This window comes from Actinomadura sp. 6N118 (assembly GCF_044326415.1).
In the GTDB taxonomy this organism is placed as follows: Bacteria; Actinomycetota; Actinomycetes; order Streptosporangiales; family Streptosporangiaceae; genus Spirillospora.
Map to the genome: position 1 here is coordinate 109,607 of NZ_JBIRAZ010000020.1, position 21,260 is coordinate 130,866.

Annotated in this window: 20 protein-coding genes and 1 tRNA gene; 7 read left to right on the forward strand and 14 right to left on the reverse strand. The window is 71.4% G+C overall.

The window, feature by feature from the left end; translation table 11 throughout:
- Nucleotides 1–11: 11 nt before the first annotated feature.
- Both sppA and ACH34W_RS40110 read left to right on the forward strand, forming a co-directional pair.
- The gene (gene sppA, locus ACH34W_RS40105; protein ID WP_395966425.1) at nucleotides 12–1,715 is read left to right on the forward strand and encodes a signal peptide peptidase SppA; all 1,704 of its coding nucleotides are present in this window, start codon (nucleotides 12–14) and stop codon (nucleotides 1,713–1,715) included.
- 8 nt (nucleotides 1,716–1,723) lie between these two features.
- Nucleotides 1,724–2,209: a flavin reductase family protein gene (locus tag ACH34W_RS40110; protein WP_395966517.1), complete on the forward strand. Its 486-nt coding sequence runs from the start codon at nucleotides 1,724–1,726 to the stop codon at nucleotides 2,207–2,209.
- Here ACH34W_RS40110 and ACH34W_RS40115 read toward each other — a convergent pair.
- Both ACH34W_RS40115 and hutI read right to left on the reverse strand, forming a co-directional pair.
- Nucleotides 2,191–2,751 carry a hypothetical protein gene (locus ACH34W_RS40115; protein WP_395966426.1) on the reverse strand — a complete coding sequence of 187 codons (561 nt, stop codon included), beginning with the start codon at nucleotides 2,749–2,751 and terminating at the stop codon, nucleotides 2,191–2,193. The genes ACH34W_RS40110 and ACH34W_RS40115 overlap by 19 nt on opposite strands.
- 3 nt (nucleotides 2,752–2,754) lie before the next feature.
- Nucleotides 2,755–3,918: an imidazolonepropionase gene (gene hutI, locus ACH34W_RS40120; RefSeq protein ID WP_395966427.1), complete on the reverse strand. Its 1,164-nt coding sequence runs from the start codon at nucleotides 3,916–3,918 to the stop codon at nucleotides 2,755–2,757.
- A 97-nt stretch (nucleotides 3,919–4,015) separates the two neighbouring features.
- On the opposite strand from hutI, the gene ACH34W_RS40125 reads away from it, so the two are divergent.
- Both ACH34W_RS40125 and ACH34W_RS40130 read left to right on the forward strand, forming a co-directional pair.
- Nucleotides 4,016–4,111 (forward strand) — tRNA-Sec (locus ACH34W_RS40125).
- A 21-nt stretch (nucleotides 4,112–4,132) separates the two neighbouring features.
- Nucleotides 4,133–4,528 (forward strand): DUF6247 family protein, encoded by a 396-nt coding sequence (locus ACH34W_RS40130; RefSeq protein WP_395966428.1) that lies wholly within the window; start codon nucleotides 4,133–4,135, stop codon nucleotides 4,526–4,528.
- Here the strand turns inward: ACH34W_RS40130 and aztD are convergent.
- Genes aztD through aztB form a run of 4 tightly spaced genes read right to left on the reverse strand, consistent with a single transcriptional unit; the run spans nucleotide 4,515 to nucleotide 8,594 of the window.
- Nucleotides 4,515–5,663, reverse strand: coding sequence for a zinc metallochaperone AztD (gene aztD / locus ACH34W_RS40135; protein ID WP_395966429.1), 1,149 nt, complete (start codon nucleotides 5,661–5,663; stop codon nucleotides 4,515–4,517). The two genes, ACH34W_RS40130 and aztD, sit on opposite strands and share 14 nt — an antisense overlap.
- Nucleotides 5,660–6,577, reverse strand: coding sequence for a zinc ABC transporter substrate-binding protein AztC (gene aztC, locus ACH34W_RS40140; protein WP_395966430.1), 918 nt, complete (start codon nucleotides 6,575–6,577; stop codon nucleotides 5,660–5,662). The genes aztD and aztC overlap by 4 nt, the downstream gene beginning before the upstream one ends.
- Nucleotides 6,571–7,725, reverse strand: a complete 1,155-nt coding sequence (locus ACH34W_RS40145) for a hypothetical protein (protein WP_395966431.1) — start codon at nucleotides 7,723–7,725, stop codon at nucleotides 6,571–6,573. Before ACH34W_RS40145 ends, aztC begins: the two co-directional genes overlap by 7 nt.
- Nucleotides 7,722–8,594, reverse strand: coding sequence for a zinc ABC transporter permease AztB (aztB, locus tag ACH34W_RS40150; RefSeq protein ID WP_395966432.1), 873 nt, complete (start codon nucleotides 8,592–8,594; stop codon nucleotides 7,722–7,724). Before aztB ends, ACH34W_RS40145 begins: the two co-directional genes overlap by 4 nt.
- Nucleotides 8,595–8,650: 56 nt before the next feature.
- Between aztB and aztA the strand changes: the two genes are divergently transcribed.
- A complete protein-coding gene (gene aztA / locus ACH34W_RS40155) occupies nucleotides 8,651–9,328 on the forward strand; it encodes a zinc ABC transporter ATP-binding protein AztA (protein ID WP_395966433.1) in 678 nt (225 codons plus the stop codon).
- Here aztA and ACH34W_RS40160 read toward each other — a convergent pair whose 3' ends face one another.
- The 4 genes from ACH34W_RS40160 to hutH form a co-directional block, all read right to left on the reverse strand.
- The gene (locus ACH34W_RS40160; RefSeq protein ID WP_395966434.1) at nucleotides 9,329–10,762 is read right to left on the reverse strand and encodes a formimidoylglutamate deiminase; all 1,434 of its coding nucleotides are present in this window, start codon (nucleotides 10,760–10,762) and stop codon (nucleotides 9,329–9,331) included.
- 10 nt (nucleotides 10,763–10,772) lie between these two features.
- Entirely contained in the window at nucleotides 10,773–11,990 is a 1,218-nt protein-coding gene (locus ACH34W_RS40165) for an allantoate amidohydrolase (protein ID WP_395966435.1), read from the reverse strand.
- A 52-nt stretch (nucleotides 11,991–12,042) separates the two neighbouring features.
- The gene (hutU, locus tag ACH34W_RS40170) at nucleotides 12,043–13,701 is read right to left on the reverse strand and encodes a urocanate hydratase (protein ID WP_395966436.1); all 1,659 of its coding nucleotides are present in this window, start codon (nucleotides 13,699–13,701) and stop codon (nucleotides 12,043–12,045) included.
- A gap of 87 nt (nucleotides 13,702–13,788) precedes the next feature.
- Entirely contained in the window at nucleotides 13,789–15,333 is a 1,545-nt protein-coding gene (gene hutH / locus ACH34W_RS40175) for a histidine ammonia-lyase (protein ID WP_395966518.1), read from the reverse strand.
- 93 nt (nucleotides 15,334–15,426) lie between these two features.
- Here hutH and ACH34W_RS40180 point away from each other — a divergent pair, with 93 nt between their 5' ends.
- The gene (locus ACH34W_RS40180; RefSeq protein ID WP_395966437.1) at nucleotides 15,427–16,191 is read left to right on the forward strand and encodes an IclR family transcriptional regulator; all 765 of its coding nucleotides are present in this window, start codon (nucleotides 15,427–15,429) and stop codon (nucleotides 16,189–16,191) included.
- 65 nt (nucleotides 16,192–16,256) lie between these two features.
- On the opposite strand, the gene ACH34W_RS40185 is transcribed toward ACH34W_RS40180, so the two are convergent.
- Genes ACH34W_RS40185 through ACH34W_RS40200 form a run of 4 tightly spaced genes read right to left on the reverse strand, consistent with a single transcriptional unit; the run spans nucleotide 16,257 to nucleotide 19,579 of the window.
- Nucleotides 16,257–17,174, reverse strand: coding sequence for an ABC transporter substrate-binding protein (locus tag ACH34W_RS40185; protein ID WP_395966438.1), 918 nt, complete (start codon nucleotides 17,172–17,174; stop codon nucleotides 16,257–16,259).
- A 49-nt stretch (nucleotides 17,175–17,223) separates the two neighbouring features.
- Nucleotides 17,224–17,922, reverse strand: a complete 699-nt coding sequence (locus ACH34W_RS40190) for an ABC transporter permease (RefSeq protein WP_395966439.1) — start codon at nucleotides 17,920–17,922, stop codon at nucleotides 17,224–17,226.
- Nucleotides 17,919–18,647 (reverse strand): ABC transporter permease, encoded by a 729-nt coding sequence (locus tag ACH34W_RS40195; protein ID WP_395966440.1) that lies wholly within the window; start codon nucleotides 18,645–18,647, stop codon nucleotides 17,919–17,921. The genes ACH34W_RS40190 and ACH34W_RS40195 overlap by 4 nt, the downstream gene beginning before the upstream one ends.
- A 5-nt stretch (nucleotides 18,648–18,652) precedes the next feature.
- Complete coding sequence (locus tag ACH34W_RS40200) at nucleotides 18,653–19,579, reverse strand: ABC transporter ATP-binding protein (RefSeq protein ID WP_395966441.1); 927 nt, start codon at nucleotides 19,577–19,579, stop codon at nucleotides 18,653–18,655.
- A gap of 183 nt (nucleotides 19,580–19,762) precedes the next feature.
- Between ACH34W_RS40200 and ACH34W_RS40205 the strand changes: the two genes are divergently transcribed.
- Nucleotides 19,763–21,229 carry an aromatic amino acid ammonia-lyase gene (locus tag ACH34W_RS40205; protein WP_395966442.1) on the forward strand — a complete coding sequence of 489 codons (1,467 nt, stop codon included), beginning with the start codon at nucleotides 19,763–19,765 and terminating at the stop codon, nucleotides 21,227–21,229.
- Nucleotides 21,230–21,260: the final 31 nt, after the last annotated feature.

Below are 21,260 nucleotides of genomic sequence, written 5' to 3' on the forward strand. Positions count from 1 at the left end.
AGGCTTGGCCCATGGTGGATCCCGGTTCAGTCGTCAGCGCAATCAAGCAGGCCCGGGAACGGCGTACGGCGCCGCTGGTCCTGGAGCTCGACCTCACCGACGGCATCGTGGAGACGCCGCCGGCCGACCCGGTCGCGGCCATCCTCTCCATGCGGCGCACGCACCTGCGGGACGTGCTCGACGGGCTGCGCCGCGCCCGCTCCGACTCCCGGGTGCGCGCCCTCGTGGTCAAGATCACCGGTGGGATCGGGCTGGCCATGGTGCAGGAGCTGCGCGAGGCGGTGACGGCCGTGCGCGAGGCGGGCAAGCTCACCGTCGCGTGGGCCGAGACGTTCGGCGAGGGCGGCCGCGGCACCGTGCCCTACTACCTCGCCAGTGCGTTCGACAAGGTCTACCTGCAGCCGACGGGCGAGGTCGGCCTCACCGGCGTCGCGCTGGAGGAGCCGTTCTTCGCGGGCTCTCTGGAGAAGCTCGGGGTCCAGCCACGGTTCGCCAAGCGCTACGAGTACAAGACCATGGCCAACACCTTCATGGAGAAGGCCTACACGCCCGAGCACGAGGAGTCCTCCCAACGCCTGGTCGCCTCCCTCGGCGAGCAGATCACCGCCGGGATCGCGGCGGCCCGCGACCTGCCGGTGGACCGGGTCCGCGAGCTGACCGACCGGGGTCCGCTGCTGGCCTCGGAGGCCCTGGACGCGGGGCTCGTCGACCGGCTCGGCTACCGCGACGAGGTCTACGGCGACCTGCGTGAGGAGTTCGGCGAGCACGCGCTGCTGCGGTACGTGGCGCGCTACAACCGCACACACTCGCTCTCCCGGCGGCTGCCCCAGCCGGGCAAGCAGGAGGTCGTCGCCCTGATCAACGGGCACGGCCAGATCCGGCTCGGCCGCAGCGGCCGGGGCGGCCCGCTGCCCACCCAGGGCACGGCGATGGGCTCGGACACCATCGGCGCCGCGCTGCGCGCCGCCGTGAAGGACGACCGGGTCAAGGCGATCGTGTTCCGCGTCGACAGCCCCGGCGGCTCGGCGGTGGCCTCCGACGCGATCTGGCGCGAGGTCATCCTGGCCCGCAAGGCGGGCAAACCGGTCATCGTCTCGATGGGCAACGTGGCGGCGTCCGGCGGCTACTACGTCGCGATGGCCGCCGACACGATCGTGGCGCAGCCCGGGACCATCACCGGCTCGATCGGCGTGGTCGTCGGCAAGGCCGTCGTCAACGGCCTGCTCGACCGGATCGGCGTGGGCGTCGGGACCGTCGCCGACGGCGAGCACGCCCGCATGTTCAGTTCGACCAAGGACTTCAGCGACTCCGAGTGGGAACGCGTCAACGCCTCACTCGACCAGATCTACGACGACTTCACCCGCAAGGTGGCCGAGGGCCGCGATCTGTCCCGCGAGCGCGTGCACGAGCTGGCGCGCGGCCGGGTCTGGACCGGCGCCGACGCCAAGGAGCACGGCCTGGTGGACGAGCTGGGCGGCCTCGATCTGGCGCTCGACCTGGCCCGCAAGAAGGGCGGCCTGGCCGCCGACGCCCCGGTCCGCCCGTACCCCCACACCTCGCCGTTCGATCGGCTGCGGCCGCCGGAGTCCAGCGAGGACCGCACCGCGGCCAACGCCCGCTTCGACGGCTGGGGCTCGCTCGGCGGCGTGGCCGCCCGCCTCGGCCTGCCCGCCGCGGGCCCGCTCACCCTGCCCGGCGCCTGGGAGATCCGCTGAACTTGGAGATGAACACCGCGGACTACACCGAGGCGATCGCAGGGTTCGCCACCGGCGTGGTCGTGCTGACCGTGCGGGACGGCCGCGACGACCTCGGCACCACCGTCACCTCGTTCATGTCGGTGTCCATGGAGCCGCCGATGGTCCTGGCCGGAGTGGCCTCCACCTCGTACCTCAGCGAGGTACTGGGCCGTCAGGACCGCTGGGCCGCGACCGTCCTCAGCACGGGCCAGCGCGCCCTGGCCGGCCGCTTCGCGGCCGAAGGAAGGCCGAGCGCCCGCCTTCTCCTCGCCAGCGAGCCGCACCACCGCGGCCCGCTGTCCGACGCCCTGATCCTCGACGACGGCCTGGCCGCCCTCGAATGCGAGACCCGCCAGCGCATCGAGGCAGGCGACCACCACCTCTTCGTCGCCGAAGTCCTCTCCGCCGACTACATAGCCCGCCGCGAAAAACCCCTAATCCGCGTAAACCGCCGTTACCTCGGCTCGGGCTGAACGAGCTGCAACAAGCCGTGGATGAATCGCGCACGATAGTCGCGGCCCTCGATCGAGAACGCGACGCCCCAGTGCCCTGGCGCGTCCCCTTCCATGTGCCTGGCGCCCTCGAAGCGGTCACCGATGTCGGAGATGACGCACGACCAGGGCTTCAGGTCGTTCAGGCCGTTCAGATTGGGGACGGGTGATCCCTCCGCGCGGACCAGCCAGTGGTGCCAGGTGGACCCGTCCGGCGCACCCAGCACCTCGAAGCGCAGGTCCGGCCAGAAGGGCAGTTCCCACAGGCTGTATGTGCAGTCCAGGTCGCCGAACTTGCGCGGGCCTGTCTCGCCGGGCGGTCCCAGCACCATGCGATAGCGAGCGAGTCCCTTCGGCGCCGTCTTCGAGTAGGGCATCGACACCCACCGCCGATGCGCCTCACGCATCTGTGCCCTGGTGGCCCCGAGCTCTTTGAGTGCGTCCTCGACCCGGCCGGGCGCCAGATCCAGCATGCGCCACATGAGCACGAGCTGGAACTCGAACCTCGCAAACCCGATCGCCACGGCTCAGACCCGGTGACCTGCCTTGAAGACCGCTGCGACCTGCGGGACCCCTGGGCGGTAGGCCAGGTGGATGTACGAGGGGGCGTCGAGCACAACCACGTCCCCGCGAGCGCCCACTCCCAAGTGGCCGACGTCGGTGCGCCGCAGCGCCTTGGCCCCTCCGGCTGTGGCGCTCCAGACCGCCTCGGCGGGGGTCAGGTGCATGTCTCGTACGCCCACTGCGATGCAGAACGCCATGCTGGAGCTGTAGCAGGAGCCCGGATTGCAGTCCGTCGCCAGCGCGACCGTGGCCCCAGCGTCAATCAGCCGCCGGGCGTCCGGGTAGGGCTGCCTCGTAGAGAACTCCACGCCCGGCAGGAGCGTCGCCACCGTCTCCGAACCCGCCAGCGCCGCCACGTCCTCATCTGTCAGGAAGGTGCAGTGGTCGGCCGCCGCGGCACCCAGCTCCACCGCCAACTGGACACCGGGCCCGTGCCCCAGCTGGTTGGCGTGCAGCCGCGGCGTGAGCCCAGCCTTGATCCCCGCCTCCAGCACCTCCCGGGTCTGGTCGGCATCGAACGCGCCCCGCTCGCAGAAGACGTCGACCCAGCGCGCGTGAGGCGCGCAGGCGGCCATCATCTCGCCCGACACCAGCCGCACGTACCCCTGCGTGTCGTCGCCGTACTCCGACGGCACAACGTGGGCGCCGAGGAAGGTCACCTCGTCGGCGAACTCCCCCGCGATCTGGAGGGCCCGCTGCTCGTGCTCAACGGTCAGCCCATAGCCGGACTTGCACTCCACGGTGGTGGTCCCCTGGCGTACCATCTCGTCCACCAGCCGCCGCACGTTCGCCCGCAACTCGTCGTCCGAGGCCGCCCGCGTCCGCGCCACCGTCGTCCGGATGCCGCCCGCCTTGTACGGCTGCCCGCTCATCCGAGCGGCGAACTCCTCCGCGCGTTCCCCCGCGAACACCAGGTGAGCGTGCGAGTCCACGAACCCCGGCAGCACCGCCCGGCCACCCGCGTCGAAGACCTCGTCGGCGGCGGGAGCCCCGGAGCCAGGACCCACCCACGCGACGCGGCCGTCCTCGACGACCAGCGCCGCGTCGTGGAGCAGGCCGAGCGGCCCCTCACCGATTCCCGGCTCGTTGGTGACCAGTTCCCCGATGTTGCTGATCAGAGTGCTCACCCGGCCAGGATCGCATCCACACTCCCCGCTCCGGGCGCCGCCCCGGCCTGATCTGTCTCGGATCCGAGACAGATCAGGACCGTGTAGGGTCCGCCTCGGAGGCGATTGGGTGCCTGGTGGCCCTCCCGGTCTTCAAAACCGTAGGGATCCGAGCATCTCGGGTCGGCGGGTTCGATTCCCGTTCGCCTCCGCACGGACTTCTTAAGCTGTGACCATGACCGCCCATCGAAGCCTTGGCCGCGCGACGCAGCCGGAAAAGAGTCTGCGCGGCATCCGGGCCGCGCTGGTCGTGCGGCAGGACCGCGAAGCGTTCGACTCGGGGCTGCAGGCCGTGCTCACCGAAGTCCGGGTGAGCCTCGATCTCGCTCCGCTGAACGAGTTCGTACACCGGTGGTGGATCACCGCTTGCGACTCGGCCGCAGACCCTGCCGGCCGCGAGCGGATGCATGCACAGGCTGAGCAACTTCGAGCCGGTGAGCCAGTATCACGAGGTCGGCCATGGCGCGAGATCCTGGCCGAGCGAAAGGGGCTGGTCGCCGCCGAGGGGGTTGGCGGCGACCAGGGCGACACGCTGGCGCCGTTCCGCTTCGAACGGCTCAGGCTCCCGTGATCTCGTTGGGGGTGTGGGGCAGGTCGGCGGTCATCTCGACCTTGCCGGACTCGACGTTCACCGCGTGGAGCTTCTTGGCGGCCGGGTCGGTGACGTAGGCGGTCTCACCGTTGACGTAGAGGGCCGGGCGGGCCTCCTGCCACTCGATGGGCTCCTTCCAGGGAGCGAGGATTTTGATCTTCTTGGTGACCTTGGCGGATTCGGGGTCGATGACGCGCAGCGCGCCGTCGGTGCCGAGGACGAGTCCCTCACCGTGCGGGCCGCGGCCCAGAGAGCGGAACGTGTAGCTGGCGCCGAGGTCGACCAGCTTCAATGTGCCGGTGGTGGTGTTGATGAGTGAGATCCGTTCGGGCCGCTCGAGTTCGGCGTCGGCATCGACCTTGTAGTCACCGAGCACGATCGGGGACTCCTCGTGTCCCGCCTGGTTGCCGATGCGGCCGTACTCGTCCGGGGCCTTGACCTTCGTGATCTTCCCTCCGGCGTAGATGAGCACGCCGTTCTCGCAGCCGATGACCACGGCCTCGCCCTTGGCCGTGGCCTCGCCGTGGACGCCGGGGCACTGCTCGTTGCGGGTGATCTCCTTGCCGCTCGCGTTCAGCACGCGGATGCCGGTGCGCTTGTCCTCGGTGCCCAGCGTGGCGACCAGTTCGCCGTTCGCGAGCTGGATGGCGACGCCGTGGTGGGCATGCTCGCTGGTGTGGGTGGTGACCTTCGGCAGGGCGGTGCCGAGCTGTCGCGGGTCGAACGTCATGATCTTGCCGGTGCCGTCGGAGAACAGCACGGTCCTGCCCGCGTGCCGGACCACGTGGCCGGGCTTGGGAGCGGCGAACTCCTCGGCGCGCAGCGTCGTGCCGGCTGCGTCGAGGACCCGGAAGCCGGTGGCGGTCGAGACCAGCACGTGGCGGCCGTCACCGGCGGCGTTGACCCGGTTGAAGCCGGGCAGCGGGATGTTCTGGACGACCTTGAGCGTCGTACGGTCCAGGATCTGGAGGCCGCCGTCGTAGGTCGTCACGAGCGGGTCGGCGACCTTGACCTGTGCCTGCGCGGCAGCGGCCGTGGAGGTCTTGGTGTCGGAACCGCCGCAGGCGGTGAGGGCAAGCGCCGTGACCGGGAGGGCTAGGAGCAGGTTCTTCATCGTTCTCTTTCTTGTGTGAGGCCGGCGACGATGGCGTCGGTGTTGGCGCGCATCATCCGCAGGTAGGTGGGAGCACCGCCGTCGGCGGCCGTGAGCGATTCGGAGTACAGCGAGGCGACCCGGATGCGCAGGCCCGCCTCGGCCGCCATCACGCGGATGAGGCGGTCCGGCTGGGAGGAGTCGGCGAAGACCGTCGGGACGCCGGCGCGGCGGACGGCGTCGGCCAGCGACTTCAGATCCGCGCCGCTGGGCGAGGCCAGGGTCGTGCCGCTGGGGATGACCGCGCCGATCACGGTGAAGCCGAAGCGTTCGGCCAGGTAGCCGAAGACGTGATGGTTGGTGACCAGGTTGCGGCGGTCGGCGGGGAGAGCGGCGAAGCGTGCGGTCATCCAGCGGTCAAGGTCGGCTATCTGGGCCCGGTACGCGGCGGCGTTCGCCCTGATCTTGGCGGCGTCGGCGTCGGGGAGGTGCTCGATGATCCGCGAAGTGATCAGGTCGACGGCCTTGAGCATCCGCGCGGGGTCGGTCCAGAAGTGCGGGTCGGGTCGCTGGGCGTTCTCGCCGGACTTGTAGGCGAGAGGACCGATGCCCGCCCCCACGTCCAGGGTCGGGACGCCGGATGAACGGGCGGTCTCGACGTTGCGGGCCACGCCCTCCTCTAGGCCGAGCCCGTTGTGGATCAGAAGCGCCGCGTTCTCCATCCGCGCCGCGTCCTGGGCGGAGACGCCGAACGAGTGCGGGTCGGCGCCGGGCTTCATCAGCACCGTGACAGGGCTCTCAGTGCCGGCGATCGCGCGGGTGACGTCGCCGAGGATGTTGGTGGTGACGACGATCCCCGTCCGGTCGGCGCCGAGCGCCGAGCATCCGGTGAGGGCGAGGATCAGCAGGACTGCGGCCGTGGCGCGGCTCACCATCCCGTCTCCACCATGTGCTCGGGGGTGAACGCCAGGTCGAAGGTGCGGGCGACGCGGAGACCGTCGCGGTAGTCGATCTCGACGACCCGGCGGCCCGCGGGGTCGTTGACGTAGGCGCGGGCGGTGTCCACCTGGATCACCGATGCGGCGTTGGGCTTCTTCAGGAGGTCGCTCCGGTTTCGTTGTTTGCCGGTGCCGGGGTCGTAGGACCGCAGCGCGCCGCCGGCGTCCAGGGCCAGCACCGGTGTGTCCTCGCCGGTGCCGCTCACTGCGGTCAGCGGGGCGGAGCCCGCGCGCTTCCAGGACCGGGCGGTCACGTTGAGGATCCACAGCCCCCGGTCGCCGGCTTTGGCGGCCAGAACGGGGGTGCCCGGGCGGTGGTGGAAGTCCGTGGCTCTTTCCGCCGCGCGGACGCGGCCCGGATAGGCGATCTTGGTTCCGGTGAGGCGGCCCTCCTTTCCGGTCACCAGCAGGGCGCCGTCCGCGCAGCCCAGCACGGCGCCGCGCCTGGTCACCGCCTGTCCACGCGCCTGTGGGCACGGCTCGTCGAGCCTGGCGGTCTCAGTGCCCTGGCGATCGTGCACTCGGACCGTTCCGTCGGCGGCGGCGATGACGAGGTGCTCGGCGTACGCGACGGCCGCGCGTCCTGGGATCTCGCGGGCGGGCGGGACCTTGCCGCCCTCCAGCGCCTTGCGGTCCAGGGCGCGGACAGCGGTCCCGCCGGACACCGTGGTGACCGCCAGGTCGCCGGTGACGGCGCCGGGCGCTCCGGGGACAGTCCCGACATCACGGACGGCGGCCTTGTAGTAGTGAACGTGGTCACCGTGGTCGACGGTCCAGACTCCGCTGTCCACGGCGCGGATTCCGGCCGGTGTGGTCAGGTAGGCGAAGCGGCCGTCGCTGCTCATCCCGGTGACCCCGGGTGCCGCAGCCACGTCGGTGACCTTCTCGGTCCCGGGATCCAGAACGCGGACGCGGTCGTCGCCGGCGAGGACGAGCCGCCACTGCGCCTCGGATGTCTCCTCGGCTCCCGCCACATACCCGTGCGGCTTCTCGGCTGGCCGGCTTTCTCCGCCACCGCACGCGGTGGTCAGGAGTCCGGCCACCGCGATGGCGGTGGCGGGCCCGTAAGGGAGGCGGGGGGTCATGACGCGTGCTCCGGATCGATCAGGCCGTGGACGGGCCGGGTGGCCACCGGGATCCGGCGGTCGCGGAGCCGGGCCGCCGCGGAGGACAGGAAGAACAGGGCGACGGCCGTCGCCGCGATCGTCGCGCCCGCCGCCGTGCGCAGATGCCACGAGAGCAACAGCCCGATCACCGTGGACGCCGCGCCCGCCAGCGCGGCGCCGGCCATGACGAGGGGAACGCTGCGCGCCCACAACACGGCGGCGGCCGGTGGGGCGATCAGCAGGCCGAAAACCAGGAGGGTGCCGACCACATGAAAGGAGGCGGTGATCGCGAGCGTCAGCAGGGCGAGCAGCAGTCCGTGCGCCAGCCGGGGACGCAGCCCGAGGGTGGCGGCCTTGCGCGGGTCGAAGACCAGCGCGAGGAACGCGCGGTGCCCCAGCAGGGCGATGACGGCCGCGACCCCGAGGGCGGCGGCCAGCAGCGCCAGGTCGCGCGGGCGGACGGCGAGCACGTCGCCGAACAGGAAGGCGGTCAGGTCGACCGCGAAGCTCTCCGACCGCGAGACGATGATCACACCGAGCGCGAGCATCCCCACGAACAGCAGCCCGATGGCGGTGTCGTGCGACAACCGGCGCGACCGCGACAGCGCGGTGACGCCGAACGCCATCGCGACCGCGCTGGCGAACGCGCCGGCGAACAGGTTGCCGCCCAGCAGCGAGGCCAGGGCCACCCCGGGGAGCATCCCGTGGGACATCGCGTCGCCGAGGAAGGCCATGCCGCGCAGGACGACCCAGGTCCCCGCGAGGGCGCAGATGCCGGAGACCAGCAGACCACCCCACAAGGCGCGTTCAACGAAAGACACCCCAAAAGGGGCGAACAACCACTCCATGGCGGCACCCTACAATGAAAACCGTTATCGTTTGCAAGTGGCCAAGGGAGTGATCTGTGAGGACGGCGATCGCGCTGGACGGAATCTGCGCAGGTTACGGCCGGGTACGGGTATTGACGGGAATCTCCGCCGAGCTGCCCCGGGGTCAGGTGACCGCCCTGCTCGGGCACAACGGATCAGGGAAGTCGACGCTCCTCGGCGTCCTCGCCGGCCTGCACGCGCCCTCGGCGGGGACCGTGCGGTGCGACGGGGAACGGCGCCCGGCGCTCGTCCTCCAGCACACCGCCGTCAGCGTGGCCCTGCCCCTGTCGGTGCGGGACGCCGTCGCGATGGGACGGTGGGAACGCCTCGGCTGGTGGCGCCGGGCGACCACCCGCGACCATGCGGTCGTCCGGGACTGCCTCGAAAGGGTGGGCGCCGCCGACCTGGCCCGCCGGCAGTTCGCCGAGCTGTCGGGCGGGCAGCGTCAGCGTGTCCTCATCGCGCAGGGCCTGGCACAGGAGTCCGGCGTGCTGCTGCTCGACGAGCCCGCCGCCGGCCTGGACACCGCGGCGCGTGAACGTGTCCTCGCCATCATCGACGAGATCACCGCGACGGGCACGACCGTGGTGCACGCCACGCACGACGACGACGCGGCCCGCCGCGCCGGCCACTGCCTGCTTCTCGAACGCGGGCGGGTCCGGACCGAAGGGCGACCCGAGGAGGTGCTGGCGGCGGCCTCCATCCAAAAATGATCAAGCTTCGGGGGCTGAGCCGGGGTCGGAGCCGGCGTCGGAGCTGGGGGCAAGGGCGGCGTCGGAGCCGGGGGCAGGGGCGGCGTCGGAGTCGGCGGTGACCTCGGCGATCGCGGCTGCCAAGGCGGCCGGGACGTCCTCGATGAGGAGATGGCGGCCGTCGCGGACGATCTCGCGTCCGGAGACGACGACATGCCGGACATCGGCGGCGGTCGCGGCGAAGACCGCGGTCTCGGCGGCGAACTCCGGCCCCGGCCCCGCCGTGCGCACGGAGTCGAGCCCGACCGTGACGAGGTCGGCGTAGGCGCCCGGCTCCAGCCGTCCCGCCTCCGGCCAGCCCAGGCCGTAGTGGCCGCTGGAGGAAGCGGCGGCGAGAAGCTCACCGGAACTCCAGTGCCCGCGCTGCCGGGTGCGCAGCCGTTCGTCCAGCTCGACCGCGCGCGCCTCCTCGAAGAGATCGATCACCGCGTGCTGGTCCGACCCGAGGCAGATCGGCGAACCCGCGTCGCACAGGTCACGGGCGGGCCCGATGCCGTCGGCGAGGTCGCGCTCGGTCGTCGGGCACATGCACACGCCCGTCGTCGTGGTGCCGAGCAGCCCGATGTCCTCCTCGGTCAGGTGGGTCGCGTGCACCGCCACGGTGAGGGCGCCCAGCGCGCCGCAGTCGGCGAGGAGGCGGGTCGGCGTCATCCCGTACTCCGCCATGCACGCCTCGTTCTCGGCGGGCTGCTCGGAGAGGTGGACGTGCAGCGGCGCCCGGTGTTCCTTGGCCCAGCTCGCGACCGCGGCGATCTGCTCGCGCGGCACGGCGCGCACGGAGTGGATCGCGGCGCCCACCCGGGCGTGCGGGCGGGCGGTCTTGCCGGTCGCCTCGTAGAGGCTGTCGACGCGTCGCGTCCAGTTGCCGGCCGTGCCGTCGCCGAAGCGCAGCTGCGGGCCCTTGAGCGGCTGCCCGATCCCGCCCGCCAGGTAGCAGGCGTCCAGGAGCGTGATCCGGATGCCCGCGTCGGCGGCGGCTGCGATCAGCGCCTCACCCATGGCGTTCGGCTCGCCGTAGGGCTCGCCGCCGGGGCGGTGGTGCAAATAGTGGAACTCGCCGACACAGCTGATCCCGGCGAGGGCCATCTCCGAGTACACGGCGGTGGCCAGGGCACGGTACGACACGGGATCGAGCCGGTCCGCGACCTTGTACATCTGCTCTCGCCAGGTCCAGAACGTCCCGCGGTCCGCTTGAACGCGGCCGCGGAGCGCGCGGTGGAAGGCGTGGGAATGGGCGTTGGCCAGGCCCGGGAGGGTCAGGCCGGGGAGCCGTGCGGTGTCCGGCGGAGCCGGGACACCAGGCGTGACGCTGGTGAAACGTTCTCCATCGGCCTCGATGAGCACATCGGCGGCCACTCCGTCTCCGAGCCAGGCAAACTCGGCATGCCATCGCATACTGGGATCCCTACCCGCAAGCAAGGTCGTTGAGTACGGTCGCGAGGGCCTCAACTCCGGCCAGGCAGTCGTCCTCCTCCGCGAACTCCGAGGGTGCGTGGGAGACTCCGGTCGGATTGCGCACGAACACCATCGCGGTCGGCACACGCGAGGCGAGGATGCCCGCGTCGTGACCTGCGCCGGTCGGCAGGACGGGCACACCGCCGAGCGCCTTGACCACCCGGTCGCGGAGATCGAGATTGAAGTCGACGACCTCGGTGTAGGACTCCTCGGCCAGGTTCACGGTCACTCCGTGCGCCTCGGCGCCGGACCGCGCGGCCTCGTGGATCTCCGTCACCGTACGCCGGACGGCGTCATCGACGGGGCCCCGGCTGTCGAGCCAGGCGGCGACGCCGGACGGGATGGCGTTCACCCCGCCCGGCGTCACGTCCACCTTCCCGACCGTGGCCACGGTGTCGTTGCGCTCGGCGGCCTCGCGGGCGGCGAGCACCATCCGGGCGAACGCGAGCATCGGGTCGCGCCGGTCGGCCAGCCGGGTCGTGCCCGCGTGATTGCCCTCACCGGCGAAATCGAACCGCCACCGCCCATGCGGGACGATCGAGCTCGCCACCCCGACCGGATCGTCCAGCGCCCGGCCCTGCTCGACGTGGAGCTCGACGTAACAGCCGATCCGGCTCAGGAGTTCCTCGTCCGGCCCGACCGTGTCCGGGTCGAGCCCGTTCTCGGCCGCCACTTCGGCGAACGACCGGCCGTCCCCATCGGTGAGCCCCCGGGCACGGCCGGGATCGATGGCGCCGCTGAGGAGCCGCGAACCCAGGCAGGCGACGCCGAACCGGGCGCCCTCCTCCTCGGCGAAGGCCCCGATCCCGATCGGGCGGTCCGGCCGAACGCCGCGTTCGCGGAGCCGATCGATCGCGGCGAACGCGGACACGACGCCGAGCGGGCCGTCGAACGCGCCGCCGCCCGGCACCGAGTCGAGGTGGCTGCCCGTCAGCACGCCCCTTTTCCCTGGCGGCGGGGCCGAACGGTCCACCCACTCGGGGTACCACCACGCGAAGAGGTTCCCGTTGCGGTCGCGTTCGACCTCCAGGTCACGCCGGCGTGCCTCGTCGAGGAACCAGGCACGGCACTCCAGTTCGGGCGCGGTCCACACGAACCGGCGGTAACCCCCGCTCTCGGGATCGCGCCCGACCGGCAGCAGCGCCGCCCACATCTCCTCGAAGCTCACAGGCTCTCCCCGCTCAGATCAGATTCCCGCTCAGATCAGCTTCCCGCGTGGATCAGATCTCGTTCATCGGGATGCGGACGCCGCGTTCGGCCGCGACCTCGTTCGCCCGGTCGTAGCCGGCGTCGGCGTGCCGCATGACGCCGGAGCCGGGGTCGTTGGTCAGGACGCGCTGGAGCTTCTCGCCCGCCAGCGCCGTGCCGTCGGCGACGCAGACCTGCCCGGAGTGGATGGAACGGCCGATGCCGACGCCGCCGCCGTGGTGGATCGACACCCAGGTGGCGCCCGACGAGGTGTTGAGCATCGCGTTCAGCAGCGGCCAGTCGGCGATCGCGTCGGAGCCGTCGAGCATGCCCTCGGTCTCGCGGTAGGGCGAGGCGACCGAGCCGGTGTCGAGGTGGTCGCGGCCGAGCACGATCGGCGCGCTGATCTCACCGCGCGCGACGAGGTCGTTGAAGAGCTCGCCCGCCTTGTCGCGCTCGCCGTAGCCGAGCCAGCAGATACGGGACGGCAGGCCCTGGAAGTGCACCCGCTCCCCCGCCATCTTGATCCACCGGGTCAGCGGCTCGTTGTCCGGGAACAGGTCGAGGATCGCCCGGTCGGTGCGGGCGATGTCCTTCGGGTCGCCGGACAGGGCGGCCCAGCGGAACGGGCCCTTGCCCTCGCAGAACAACGGCCGGATGTAGGCGGGCACGAAGCCCGGGAAGTCGAAGGCCCGGCTGTAGCCGTGGAGCTGCGCCTCGCCGCGGATCGAGTTGCCGTAGTCGAAGACCTCGGCGCCCGCGTCCTGGAAGCCGACCATGGCCTCGACGTGCACGGCCATCGACTCGCGGGCCTTGGCGATGAAGCCGTCGCGGTCCTTGTCGCGTTCGGCCGCCATGTCCTCGAACGCCACCCCGCGCGGCAGGTACATCAGCGGGTCGTGCGCGCTGGTCTGGTCGGTGACGATGTCGATCGGGGCGCCCCGGCGCAGCAGCTCGGGCACGAGGTCGGCGGCGTTGCCGAGCACGCCGATCGAGAGCGGGCGGCGGGCCGCCTTGGCCTCCTCGGCCTGGCGGAGGGCTTCGTCCAGCGAGTCGACGCGGATGTCGCAGTAGCGGTGCGCGACGCGGCGGTCGATGCGGGACGGGTCGCACTCGATGCAGATCGCGACGCCGCCGTTCATGGTGACGGCGAGCGGCTGGGCGCCGCCCATGCCGCCGAGCCCGGCGGTCAACGTGATCGTCCCGGCGAGTGTGCCGCCGAAGCGCTTCTCCGCCACGGCGGCGAACGTCTCGTACGTGCCCTGCAAGATGCCCTGGGTACCGATGTAGATCCACGACCCGGCGGTCATCTGGCCGTACATCGTGAGCCCGACCGACTCCAGCCGCCGGAACTCCTCCCACGTCGCCCACTGCGGCACCAGGTTGGAGTTGGCGATGAGCACCCGCGGCGCCCACTCGTGCGTACGGAAGATCCCGACCGGCTTCCCGGACTGGACGAGCAGCGTCTCGTCGCCCTCCAGGTCGCTCAGCGAACGGATGATGCCGTCGAACGAGGCCCAGTTGCGGGCGGCCTTGCCGGTCCCGCCGTAGACGACGAGCTCATCGGGATGCTCGGCCACCTCGGGATCGAGGTTGTTCTGGATCATGCGCAGGGCGGCCTCCTGCGGCCAGCCCTTCGCGGCGGTCAGCGAGGTGCCACGCGGTGCGCGCACGGGGCGAGGACCAGACATGCGATGCTCCTTCTCAGGTGGAGGCCCGGTTATGGAGAGGCTCAGGTACGGAGAGGCTCAGTACAGAGGAACTCCGCACGGAGAGGCTCAGGAGAGCGGGCCGGTGACGCTTTCGGCGGCGGCGACGAGACCGCCGTTCAGGACGAGTTCGGTGGCGGCCGCGATCTCCGGCGCCAGGTAACGGTCGGGGCCCGGGCCGGGGACCCGTTCGCGCAGCCTGGCGACCACCGCGCCGGTGGACGGGCCGGGCCGCAGCGGCGTCCGCAGGTCGAGGGCGCGGGCGGCGGTGAGGATCTCGATGGCGACGACCTGGGCGAGCCCGTCCACGGCCCGGCGCAGCTTGCGCGCCGCGTTCCAGCCCATCGAGACGTGGTCCTCCTGCATGGCCGAGCTGGGGATCGAGTCCGCGCTGGCGGGGGCGGCCAGCCGCTTCAGCTCCGAGACGATCGCTGCCTGCGTGTACTGGGCGATCATGTGGCCGGAGTCTACGCCCGGGTCGTCGGCCAGGAACGGCGGCAGCCCGTACGAGCGGGCCTTGTCGAGCATGCGGTCGGTGCGGCGCTCGGACATCGACGCCACGTCGGCCGCCGGGATGGCCAGGAAGTCCAGCACGTACGCCACGGGGGCGCCGTGGAAGTTGCCGTTGGACTCCACGCGGCCGTCGGGAAGGACGACCGGGTTGTCCACGGCGGAGGCCAGCTCGCGGGAGGCGACCAGCTCGGCGTGCGCGAGGGTGTCGCGGGCGGCGCCGTTGACCTGCGGGGAGCAGCGCAGCGAGTACGCATCCTGGACGCGGGTGCAGTCCGGGCCCCGGTGCGACTCCATGATCTCCGAGTCGTCGAGGAGGGCGCGCAGGTTGGCGGCCGAGGTGGCCTGGCCCGGGTGGGGGCGCAGGTCCTGCAGGTCGGCGGCGAAGACCCGGTCGGTGCCCAGCAGGGCCTCGACGGTCATCGCGGCCGCCACGTCGGCGGCGGTGAGCAGCCGGTGCAGGTCGCGGATCGCCAGCACCAGCATGCCGAGCATGCCGTCGGTGCCGTTGAGGAGCGCGAGCCCCTCCTTCTCGCCGAGCGCGACCGGCGAGATCCCTGCCTCGGCCAGGGCATCCGCCGTGGGCTTCAGCTCACCTGCGGCGTCCCGGACGAACCCCTCGCCGATCAGCGCCAGCGCGACGTGCGCGAGCGGGGCCAGGTCGCCGGAGCAGCCCAGGCTGCCGTACTCGTGGACGACCGGCGTGATGCCCGCGTTGAGCAGCGCCGCCAGGGTCTGTGCGGTCACCGGCTGCACCCCGGTCCGGCCGGACGCCAGGGTGCGCAGGCGCAGCAACATCATCGCCCGGACGACCTCGCGCTCGACCTCCGGACCCGACCCCGCCGCGTGCGAGCGGACGATGTTGAGCTGCAGCTTGGCGCGCAACTCCGGGGCGATGTGCCGGGTGGCCAGCGCGCCGAAACCGGTGGAGACGCCGTAGACGGGCGTTGGCCGGGCGGACAGCTCGTCGATGTGCGCCCGGGTGGCCGCCATCCCCTTGAGCGCCTCGCCCGTGAGCGTGATCGGTGCGCCGCCGCGGGCCACCGCCACGACCTGATCGAAGGTCAGGGGTTCCGGTCCGACCTCGACGTTCATGTCCACCATGCCGAAACTCATACCCACCATTGCATCGTGCGGATCGGCACCGCCGTTAGGGCCCATTAGCCTTATGTGTCTCGTATTTGAGACAATCGACCCATGAGCCAGGTTCCCGCCGCACGCCGCGCCCTGGCCGTGCTGCGGCTGCTCGCCGGATCGGCCGGGCCGCTTCCCGCCTCGTCCATCGCCCGGTCCCTCGACCTGCCGCGATCAAGCACGTATCACCTGCTCACGGCCATGGCGGAGGATGGCTTCGTTTCCTACCTGCCGGAGGAACGCCGCTGGGGGCTGGGCGTCGGCGCGTTCGAGATCGGCTCGGCCTACCTGCGGCACGGCCCGCTCGAACGCCTGGCCCGCCCCCTTCTGCACCGCCTCGTCGACAGCGTCGGTGAGATCGCCCAGCTCGGCGTCTTGCACGGCGCGGAGACGCTCTACCTGCTGAAGGAACAACCACGGCGGCACGCCACCCTCGTCACGGACGTGGGCGTCCGGATCCCGGCGCAGCTGACCGCCAGTGGACGGTCGATGCTCGCGCACCTGCCAGCCGCCCAGGTCCGCGCGCTCTTCCCCGGCCCGTTCGTCGACCGCACGGGGCACGGACCGTCCTCGCTGCGCGAGCTGCGGCGCGAACTGGCCGAGGAGGCCCGGCGCGGCTGGTCGGTCGAAGACGGTTACGTGACCGAGGGCTTCGCGAGCATCGCCGCCTGCTCGTTCGACCACACGGGCCATCCCACCGCGGCCGTCACGGTCACGTTCCGCCGGGAGAAGCGCCCCGAGAACACCTGGCCGCAGCTCGCCACCCGCGTCCGCGCCACCGCGGCCGAACTGACCACCCGCCTCGGCGGGCACATCCCCCAACGGTGAACGGCCGCGCTCCCGGTGGAGCGCGGCCGTTCAGGGTGTTGCGGGTCGTGCGGGCGTGACGAAGATCAGACGAGACCGGACTTCTGGAGCCACTCCTTGGCGACGTCCTCGGGGTCGGCCTTCTCTGTCTCCATCTTGCCGTTCATGTCGATGAGGTCCTGGGTGGTGAGCTTGGCCGAGACCGCGTTGAGCGCGGCACGGGCGGTCTCGTTCACCTTGGACTTGTAGACGAGCGGCAGGACGTTCTGGGCGCCGAAGACGTTCTTGGGGTCCTCCAGCGCGACCAGCTTCTCCTTGGCGATCGCCGGGTTGGTGGTGAAGAGGTTGGCGGCCTGGATCTGCCCCTTGGTGAGGTTGGACAGGGTGATCGGCCCGGTGTCCAGGGACTTGAACTGCTTGAACTTCAGGCCGTAGACCTTCTCCAGCCCGACCATGCCCTGCTGGCGCGTCTTGAACTCCGGCGGACCGCCGACGATCATGTCCTTGGCGGCGGCCTTGAGGTCCTCGATGGTCTTGAGGTTGTTCTTGGTCGCGGTGTCCGCGGTCACCACGAGGGCGTCCTTGTCCTCCGCCTTGGACGCGCTGAGGATCTCCAGCGCGGCTGGCAGCTTGGCCTTGAGCGCTGCGTCCACCTCTTCGGTCGTGGAGGCGGTGCTGGTCTTGTCGACCCGCGCCAGGAGCGCACCGTTGTACTCGGGGAACACCTGGATCGCGCCGCTCTCGACCTGGCCGTAGTAGACCTCACGGGCGCCGATCTTGAACTTGCGCTCGACCTTGATGCCCTTGGCCTCCATGGCCTGCGCGTAGATCTCGCCGATGACCTCGCTCTCGCCGAAGTCGGCGGAGCCGACCGTGACGGTCCCCCCGGCGCCGCCCTTGTCGCCCCCCTTGAGCGGATCGTCGCCGCCGCCGTCGCCTCCGCACGCGGCGAGCGCCAGCGTCGCGGCCAGCGCGACCGCGGCGCCTCGAATGAACCGGGACATATCTCGTTCCTTCCTCAAGGGCCTGTGGAGAGCCCGTTCGATGCCGTGATCAGGACCCGGCGTACTGGAGCCGGGTCCCCGGCGAGACGACGTAGCGGCGTAGCGCCGTGAAGACGAGCTGGATGACCACCGCCAGCACCGCGACCAGGATGGCGCCGCCGGCCATCCGGTCGTATTCCTGGCGTGCGTAGCCGTCGACGATGTAGCGGCCGAAGCCACCCAGGCCGACGTACGCCGCCAGCGTCGCGGTGGAGACGATCTGGATCGCGGCCGTGCGCAGCCCCAGCAGGACGAGCGGGAGCGCCACCGGCAGCTCCAGCCGCAGGATCACCTGCGGCGCGGTCATGCCCATGCCCTCCGCCGCGTCGCGCAGCCCCGGCTCGACCTGCTGGACGCCCGCGTAGGCGTTCACCAGGACCGGCGGGACCGCCAGCACGACCAGCGGGATGAGGATGGGGACCAGGTCGCCCGCAGAGGTGAGGATCACAGCCAGGATGAGCAGGCCGAGCGTGGGCAGGGCCCGCGCCGCGTTGGCCGAGGAGGTCACCACGATGCCGCTGACCGCCGCCAGCCGGCCCTGGCGCACGTGGCCCAGCAGCAGGCCGAGCGGCATCGCGATCAGGACGGTGATGCCGAACGCGAGCAGCGACAACCAGAGGTGTTCGAGCAGCCGGTGCGGGATGCCGTCGACGCCGGACCACTGCTCGGACTTGCCGAACCACTCCAGCGCGTTGAGGATCGCGTTCACGCGGCACCTCCGGTCGCGAGCACTTCCTTCTCCCGCTTGCTCGCGCCTGCACCACGGCTGCGTTCCCATGGGGTGAGCAGCCGCTGGATCAGGAGTAGCACCATGTCGGCGACGAACGCCAGCGCGATGATGAGCACGATCCCCACGACGAGCGGCGTCGGGAAGTCGCGCCGCAGGCCGTCGGTGAACAGCTCGCCCAGCCCGCCGATCCCGATCATCGCCCCGACGCTGACCAGGCTGATGTTGGAGACCGTGGCCACCCGCAGCCCGGCCATCACGACCGGGATGGCGATCGGCAGCTCGACCTGCACCATCCGCCGCATCTCGCCGAAGCCCATGGCGGTGGCGGACTTGCGCACGTGGTCGGGCACCGAGCCGAGGCCGTCGACGACGCTCGGCACCAGCACCGACAGGGTGTAGAGGGTCAACGGGATGATCACCGTGGTGTACGTCAGCCCGGTGAACGCGACCAGCACCACGAAGAGCGCGATCGCGGGCAGCGCGTACAGCACGCTGGTGACCGCCAGCACCGGCGGGTAGAACCGCCGCCACCGGGCGCACGCGATGCCCAGCGGGAGCGCGATGAGAAAGCCGAGCAGGATGGGCGTGAACGACAGGACCAGATGTTCCTTGAGCGATTCAAGGATGTCGTCGTCCCAGTTGCGCGCGATCCAGTCCCACCGGATCAGCGGCTCGCCGTCCCCGATCGCCAGGGCCGCGTACATCGGGCTCACCGCTCCGCCGCCGTCGAGCCTGCCTCGGGTTGGGCGGCGGGGGCTCCCTGCCCGTCGGGTTGGGCGGCGGCCTGCCCGGCAGCCTCCTCGGCGCGTTGCTCGGCAGCCTCCTCGGCGCGTTGCTCGGCAGCCTCCTCGGCGCGTTGTTCGGCGGCCTCCTCGGCGTCCAGCTCCTGGAAGAAACGGAGCCGCCTGATGCCGCGCTCGCCGCCGAGGAAGTCGCGGACGAAGTCGTTGGCCGGGGCGTCCAGGATCTCCTCGGGGGTGGCGTACTGCGCGAGCTTGCCACCCACCTGGAAGACCGCGATCTTGTGCCCGAGCTTGATCGCCTCGTCGATGTCGTGGGTGACGAAGACGATCGTCTTCTCCAGATCGTTCTGCAGCCGGAGGAACTCGTCCTGGAGGCTGGCCCGGACGATCGGGTCGACCGCGCTGAACGGCTCGTCCATCAGCATGATCGGCGGGTCGGCCGCGAGGGCCCGGGCCACGCCGACGCGCTGCTGCTGCCCGCCCGACAGCTGGGCGGGGTAGCGCTTGGCCATCTTGGGATCGAGCCCCACGCGGTCCATCAGCTCGTGGGCCTTGGCGCGGGCCTTCTTCTTGTCCCAGCCGAGCAGGAACGGCACGGTCGCGATGTTGTCGACGATCGTGCGGTGCGGGAAGAGCCCGGCCTGCTGGATGACGTAGCCGATGCCGCGGCGGAGCGTGGGCGGGTCGATCTCGCTCACGTTCTTGCCGTCCACGGCGACGACGCCCTCGGTGGCGTCGACCATCCGGTTGATCATGCGCAGGGAGGTGGTCTTGCCACAGCCGGACGGGCCCACCAGCACGGTGATCCGCCCGGCGGAGATCTCCAGGTCCAGAGTGTCGACGGCGACGGTGCCGTCCGGATAGCGCTTGGTCACGCCCTCAAAGGTGATCAAACGAGTCACGTCCTCGCCGGGCGTCGGTGCAACGCCGTCGTTCCGCTCGTGGTCAGGGATGAAAGAAGATCGGGTTCGTACCCACAGTAGTCAATCGTTATCCTCGGCCCAATGACCAGGCTATGCCCGGACATCGCTTCCAAACCGTAACGATCTGAATGCCACGGAAAGTAACGTTTGTCCGTGGACAACAGCCGAATCGTTATCGACGGGGCCACCCTGACCTGCCCCACGGTGGCCCGCGTCGCCCGCGGCGACGTGATGGTCGCCGTCGCCGCCGAGGGAGTCGAGCGCGCGCGGGAGGCCTGGCGGGTCGCCGGCGAGGTGGCCGAGGTGCGCCCCGTCTACGGCCGTACGACCGGCGTCGGGGCCAACCGCGTCGTCGACGTCGAGTGGGAGGACGCCGACGCGCACGGCCTCCGCCTGCTCCGCAGCCACGCCGCGGGCGCGGGCCCCCTCGTCTCGCCCGAGATCGTCCGGGCGATGGTGCTCATCAGGCTCAACCAGATCTCGGCCGGCGGCTCCGGTGTGGACCCCGGCGTCCTCCAGCCGTTGGCGGACGTGCTCAACCTCGGGCTGCTGCCACCCGTCCCGGTCTACGGGGCGATCGGCACCGGCGACCTCACCGCGCTCGCCTCCACCGCGCTGTGCCTGCTCGGCGAGCGGTCCTGGCTGTCCGGCAGCCCGGACGGCGGGCAGGAGCGCGGCCCGGGGTTCCGGCTCCGGTCCGCCGACGCGCTGGCGTTCATCAGCTCGAACGCGGCCACGCTGGGCGAGGCGGCGCTGGCGGCGACCGACCTGCGCGTGTTGCTCGACGCCTCGACGGTCGTCGCGGCGCTCTCCCTGTTCGCCGTACGCGGGTCGGAGGAGCCGTACGCGCCGTACGTGCACGAGGCCTGCCCTCACCCGGGCCAGGCCGAGGTCGCCTCGACGATGCGCGCGCTGCTGGCCTTCGACCACGGCGAACCCGCCCGCATCCAGGACCCGTACGGCTATCGCGCGTTCCCCCAGGTCCACGGCCCCGCCCGGGAGAGCGCCCTGTACGCCGAGGACGTGATCACCCGCGAGATCAACGCCGCCGCCGAGAACCCCCTGATCGACCGGGCGGGCCGCACGGTCTGGCACAACGGCAACTTCCACACCGCCTACGTCGGCCTGGCACTCGACTCGTCCCGCGCGGCGCTCTTCCAGACCATGGCGCTCTCCACGTCCCGCCTCGGCACGCTCACCGAACCGTCCTTCACTGGCCTCCCGCCCTTTCTGGCGGCCACCGAGGCCTCTTCCGGGATCATGGTCCTGGAGTACGTGGCGCACTCGGCCCTGGCCGACGTCCGCCGCTACGCGACCCCGGCCGCCCTCGGCGGCGCCGTGTTGTCGCGCGGCGTGGAGGAGCACGCGGGCTTCTCCACCCAGTCGGCCCGGGCCACGACCGACGCGCTCACGGCGTACCGCATCGGGCTGGGCTGCGAGCTCGTCGCGGCCACCCGGGCGCTGCGCATGCAGGGCAGGATCCCTTCGGGCGGAGCGTTGAAGGCGGCCCACGACCTGGCCACCGGGGTCCTCGATCCGCGGATGGAGGACCGCCCGCTGGACGCCGACATCGCCGTGGCCGCCGACCTACTCCCCCATCTGGCCCGGCTCCTCGCCTAGGGCCTCGTTCGGTGCTTAGGGCCTCGTTCGG

Excerpts from the sequence above, each read along its gene's own strand:
- sppA (WP_395966425.1), top strand. The coding sequence starts at position 12 with ATGGTGGATCCCGGTTCAGTCGTCAGCGCAATCAAGCAGGCCCGGGAA.
- ACH34W_RS40110 (WP_395966517.1), top strand. The coding sequence starts at position 1,724 with ATGAACACCGCGGACTACACCGAGGCGATCGCAGGGTTCGCCACCGGC.
- ACH34W_RS40130 (WP_395966428.1), top strand. The coding sequence starts at position 4,133 with ATGACCGCCCATCGAAGCCTTGGCCGCGCGACGCAGCCGGAAAAGAGT.
- aztD (WP_395966429.1), bottom strand. The coding sequence starts at position 5,663 with ATGAAGAACCTGCTCCTAGCCCTCCCGGTCACGGCGCTTGCCCTCACC.
- aztC (WP_395966430.1), bottom strand. The coding sequence starts at position 6,577 with ATGGTGAGCCGCGCCACGGCCGCAGTCCTGCTGATCCTCGCCCTCACC.
- ACH34W_RS40145 (WP_395966431.1), bottom strand. The coding sequence starts at position 7,725 with ATGACCCCCCGCCTCCCTTACGGGCCCGCCACCGCCATCGCGGTGGCC.
- aztB (WP_395966432.1), bottom strand. The coding sequence starts at position 8,594 with ATGGAGTGGTTGTTCGCCCCTTTTGGGGTGTCTTTCGTTGAACGCGCC.
- ACH34W_RS40160 (WP_395966434.1), bottom strand. The coding sequence starts at position 10,762 with ATGCGATGGCATGCCGAGTTTGCCTGGCTCGGAGACGGAGTGGCCGCC.
- hutU (WP_395966436.1), bottom strand. The coding sequence starts at position 13,701 with ATGTCTGGTCCTCGCCCCGTGCGCGCACCGCGTGGCACCTCGCTGACC.
- hutH (WP_395966518.1), bottom strand. The coding sequence starts at position 15,333 with ATGGTGGACATGAACGTCGAGGTCGGACCGGAACCCCTGACCTTCGAT.
- ACH34W_RS40180 (WP_395966437.1), top strand. The coding sequence starts at position 15,427 with ATGAGCCAGGTTCCCGCCGCACGCCGCGCCCTGGCCGTGCTGCGGCTG.
- ACH34W_RS40185 (WP_395966438.1), bottom strand. The coding sequence starts at position 17,174 with ATGTCCCGGTTCATTCGAGGCGCCGCGGTCGCGCTGGCCGCGACGCTG.
- ACH34W_RS40195 (WP_395966440.1), bottom strand. The coding sequence starts at position 18,647 with ATGTACGCGGCCCTGGCGATCGGGGACGGCGAGCCGCTGATCCGGTGG.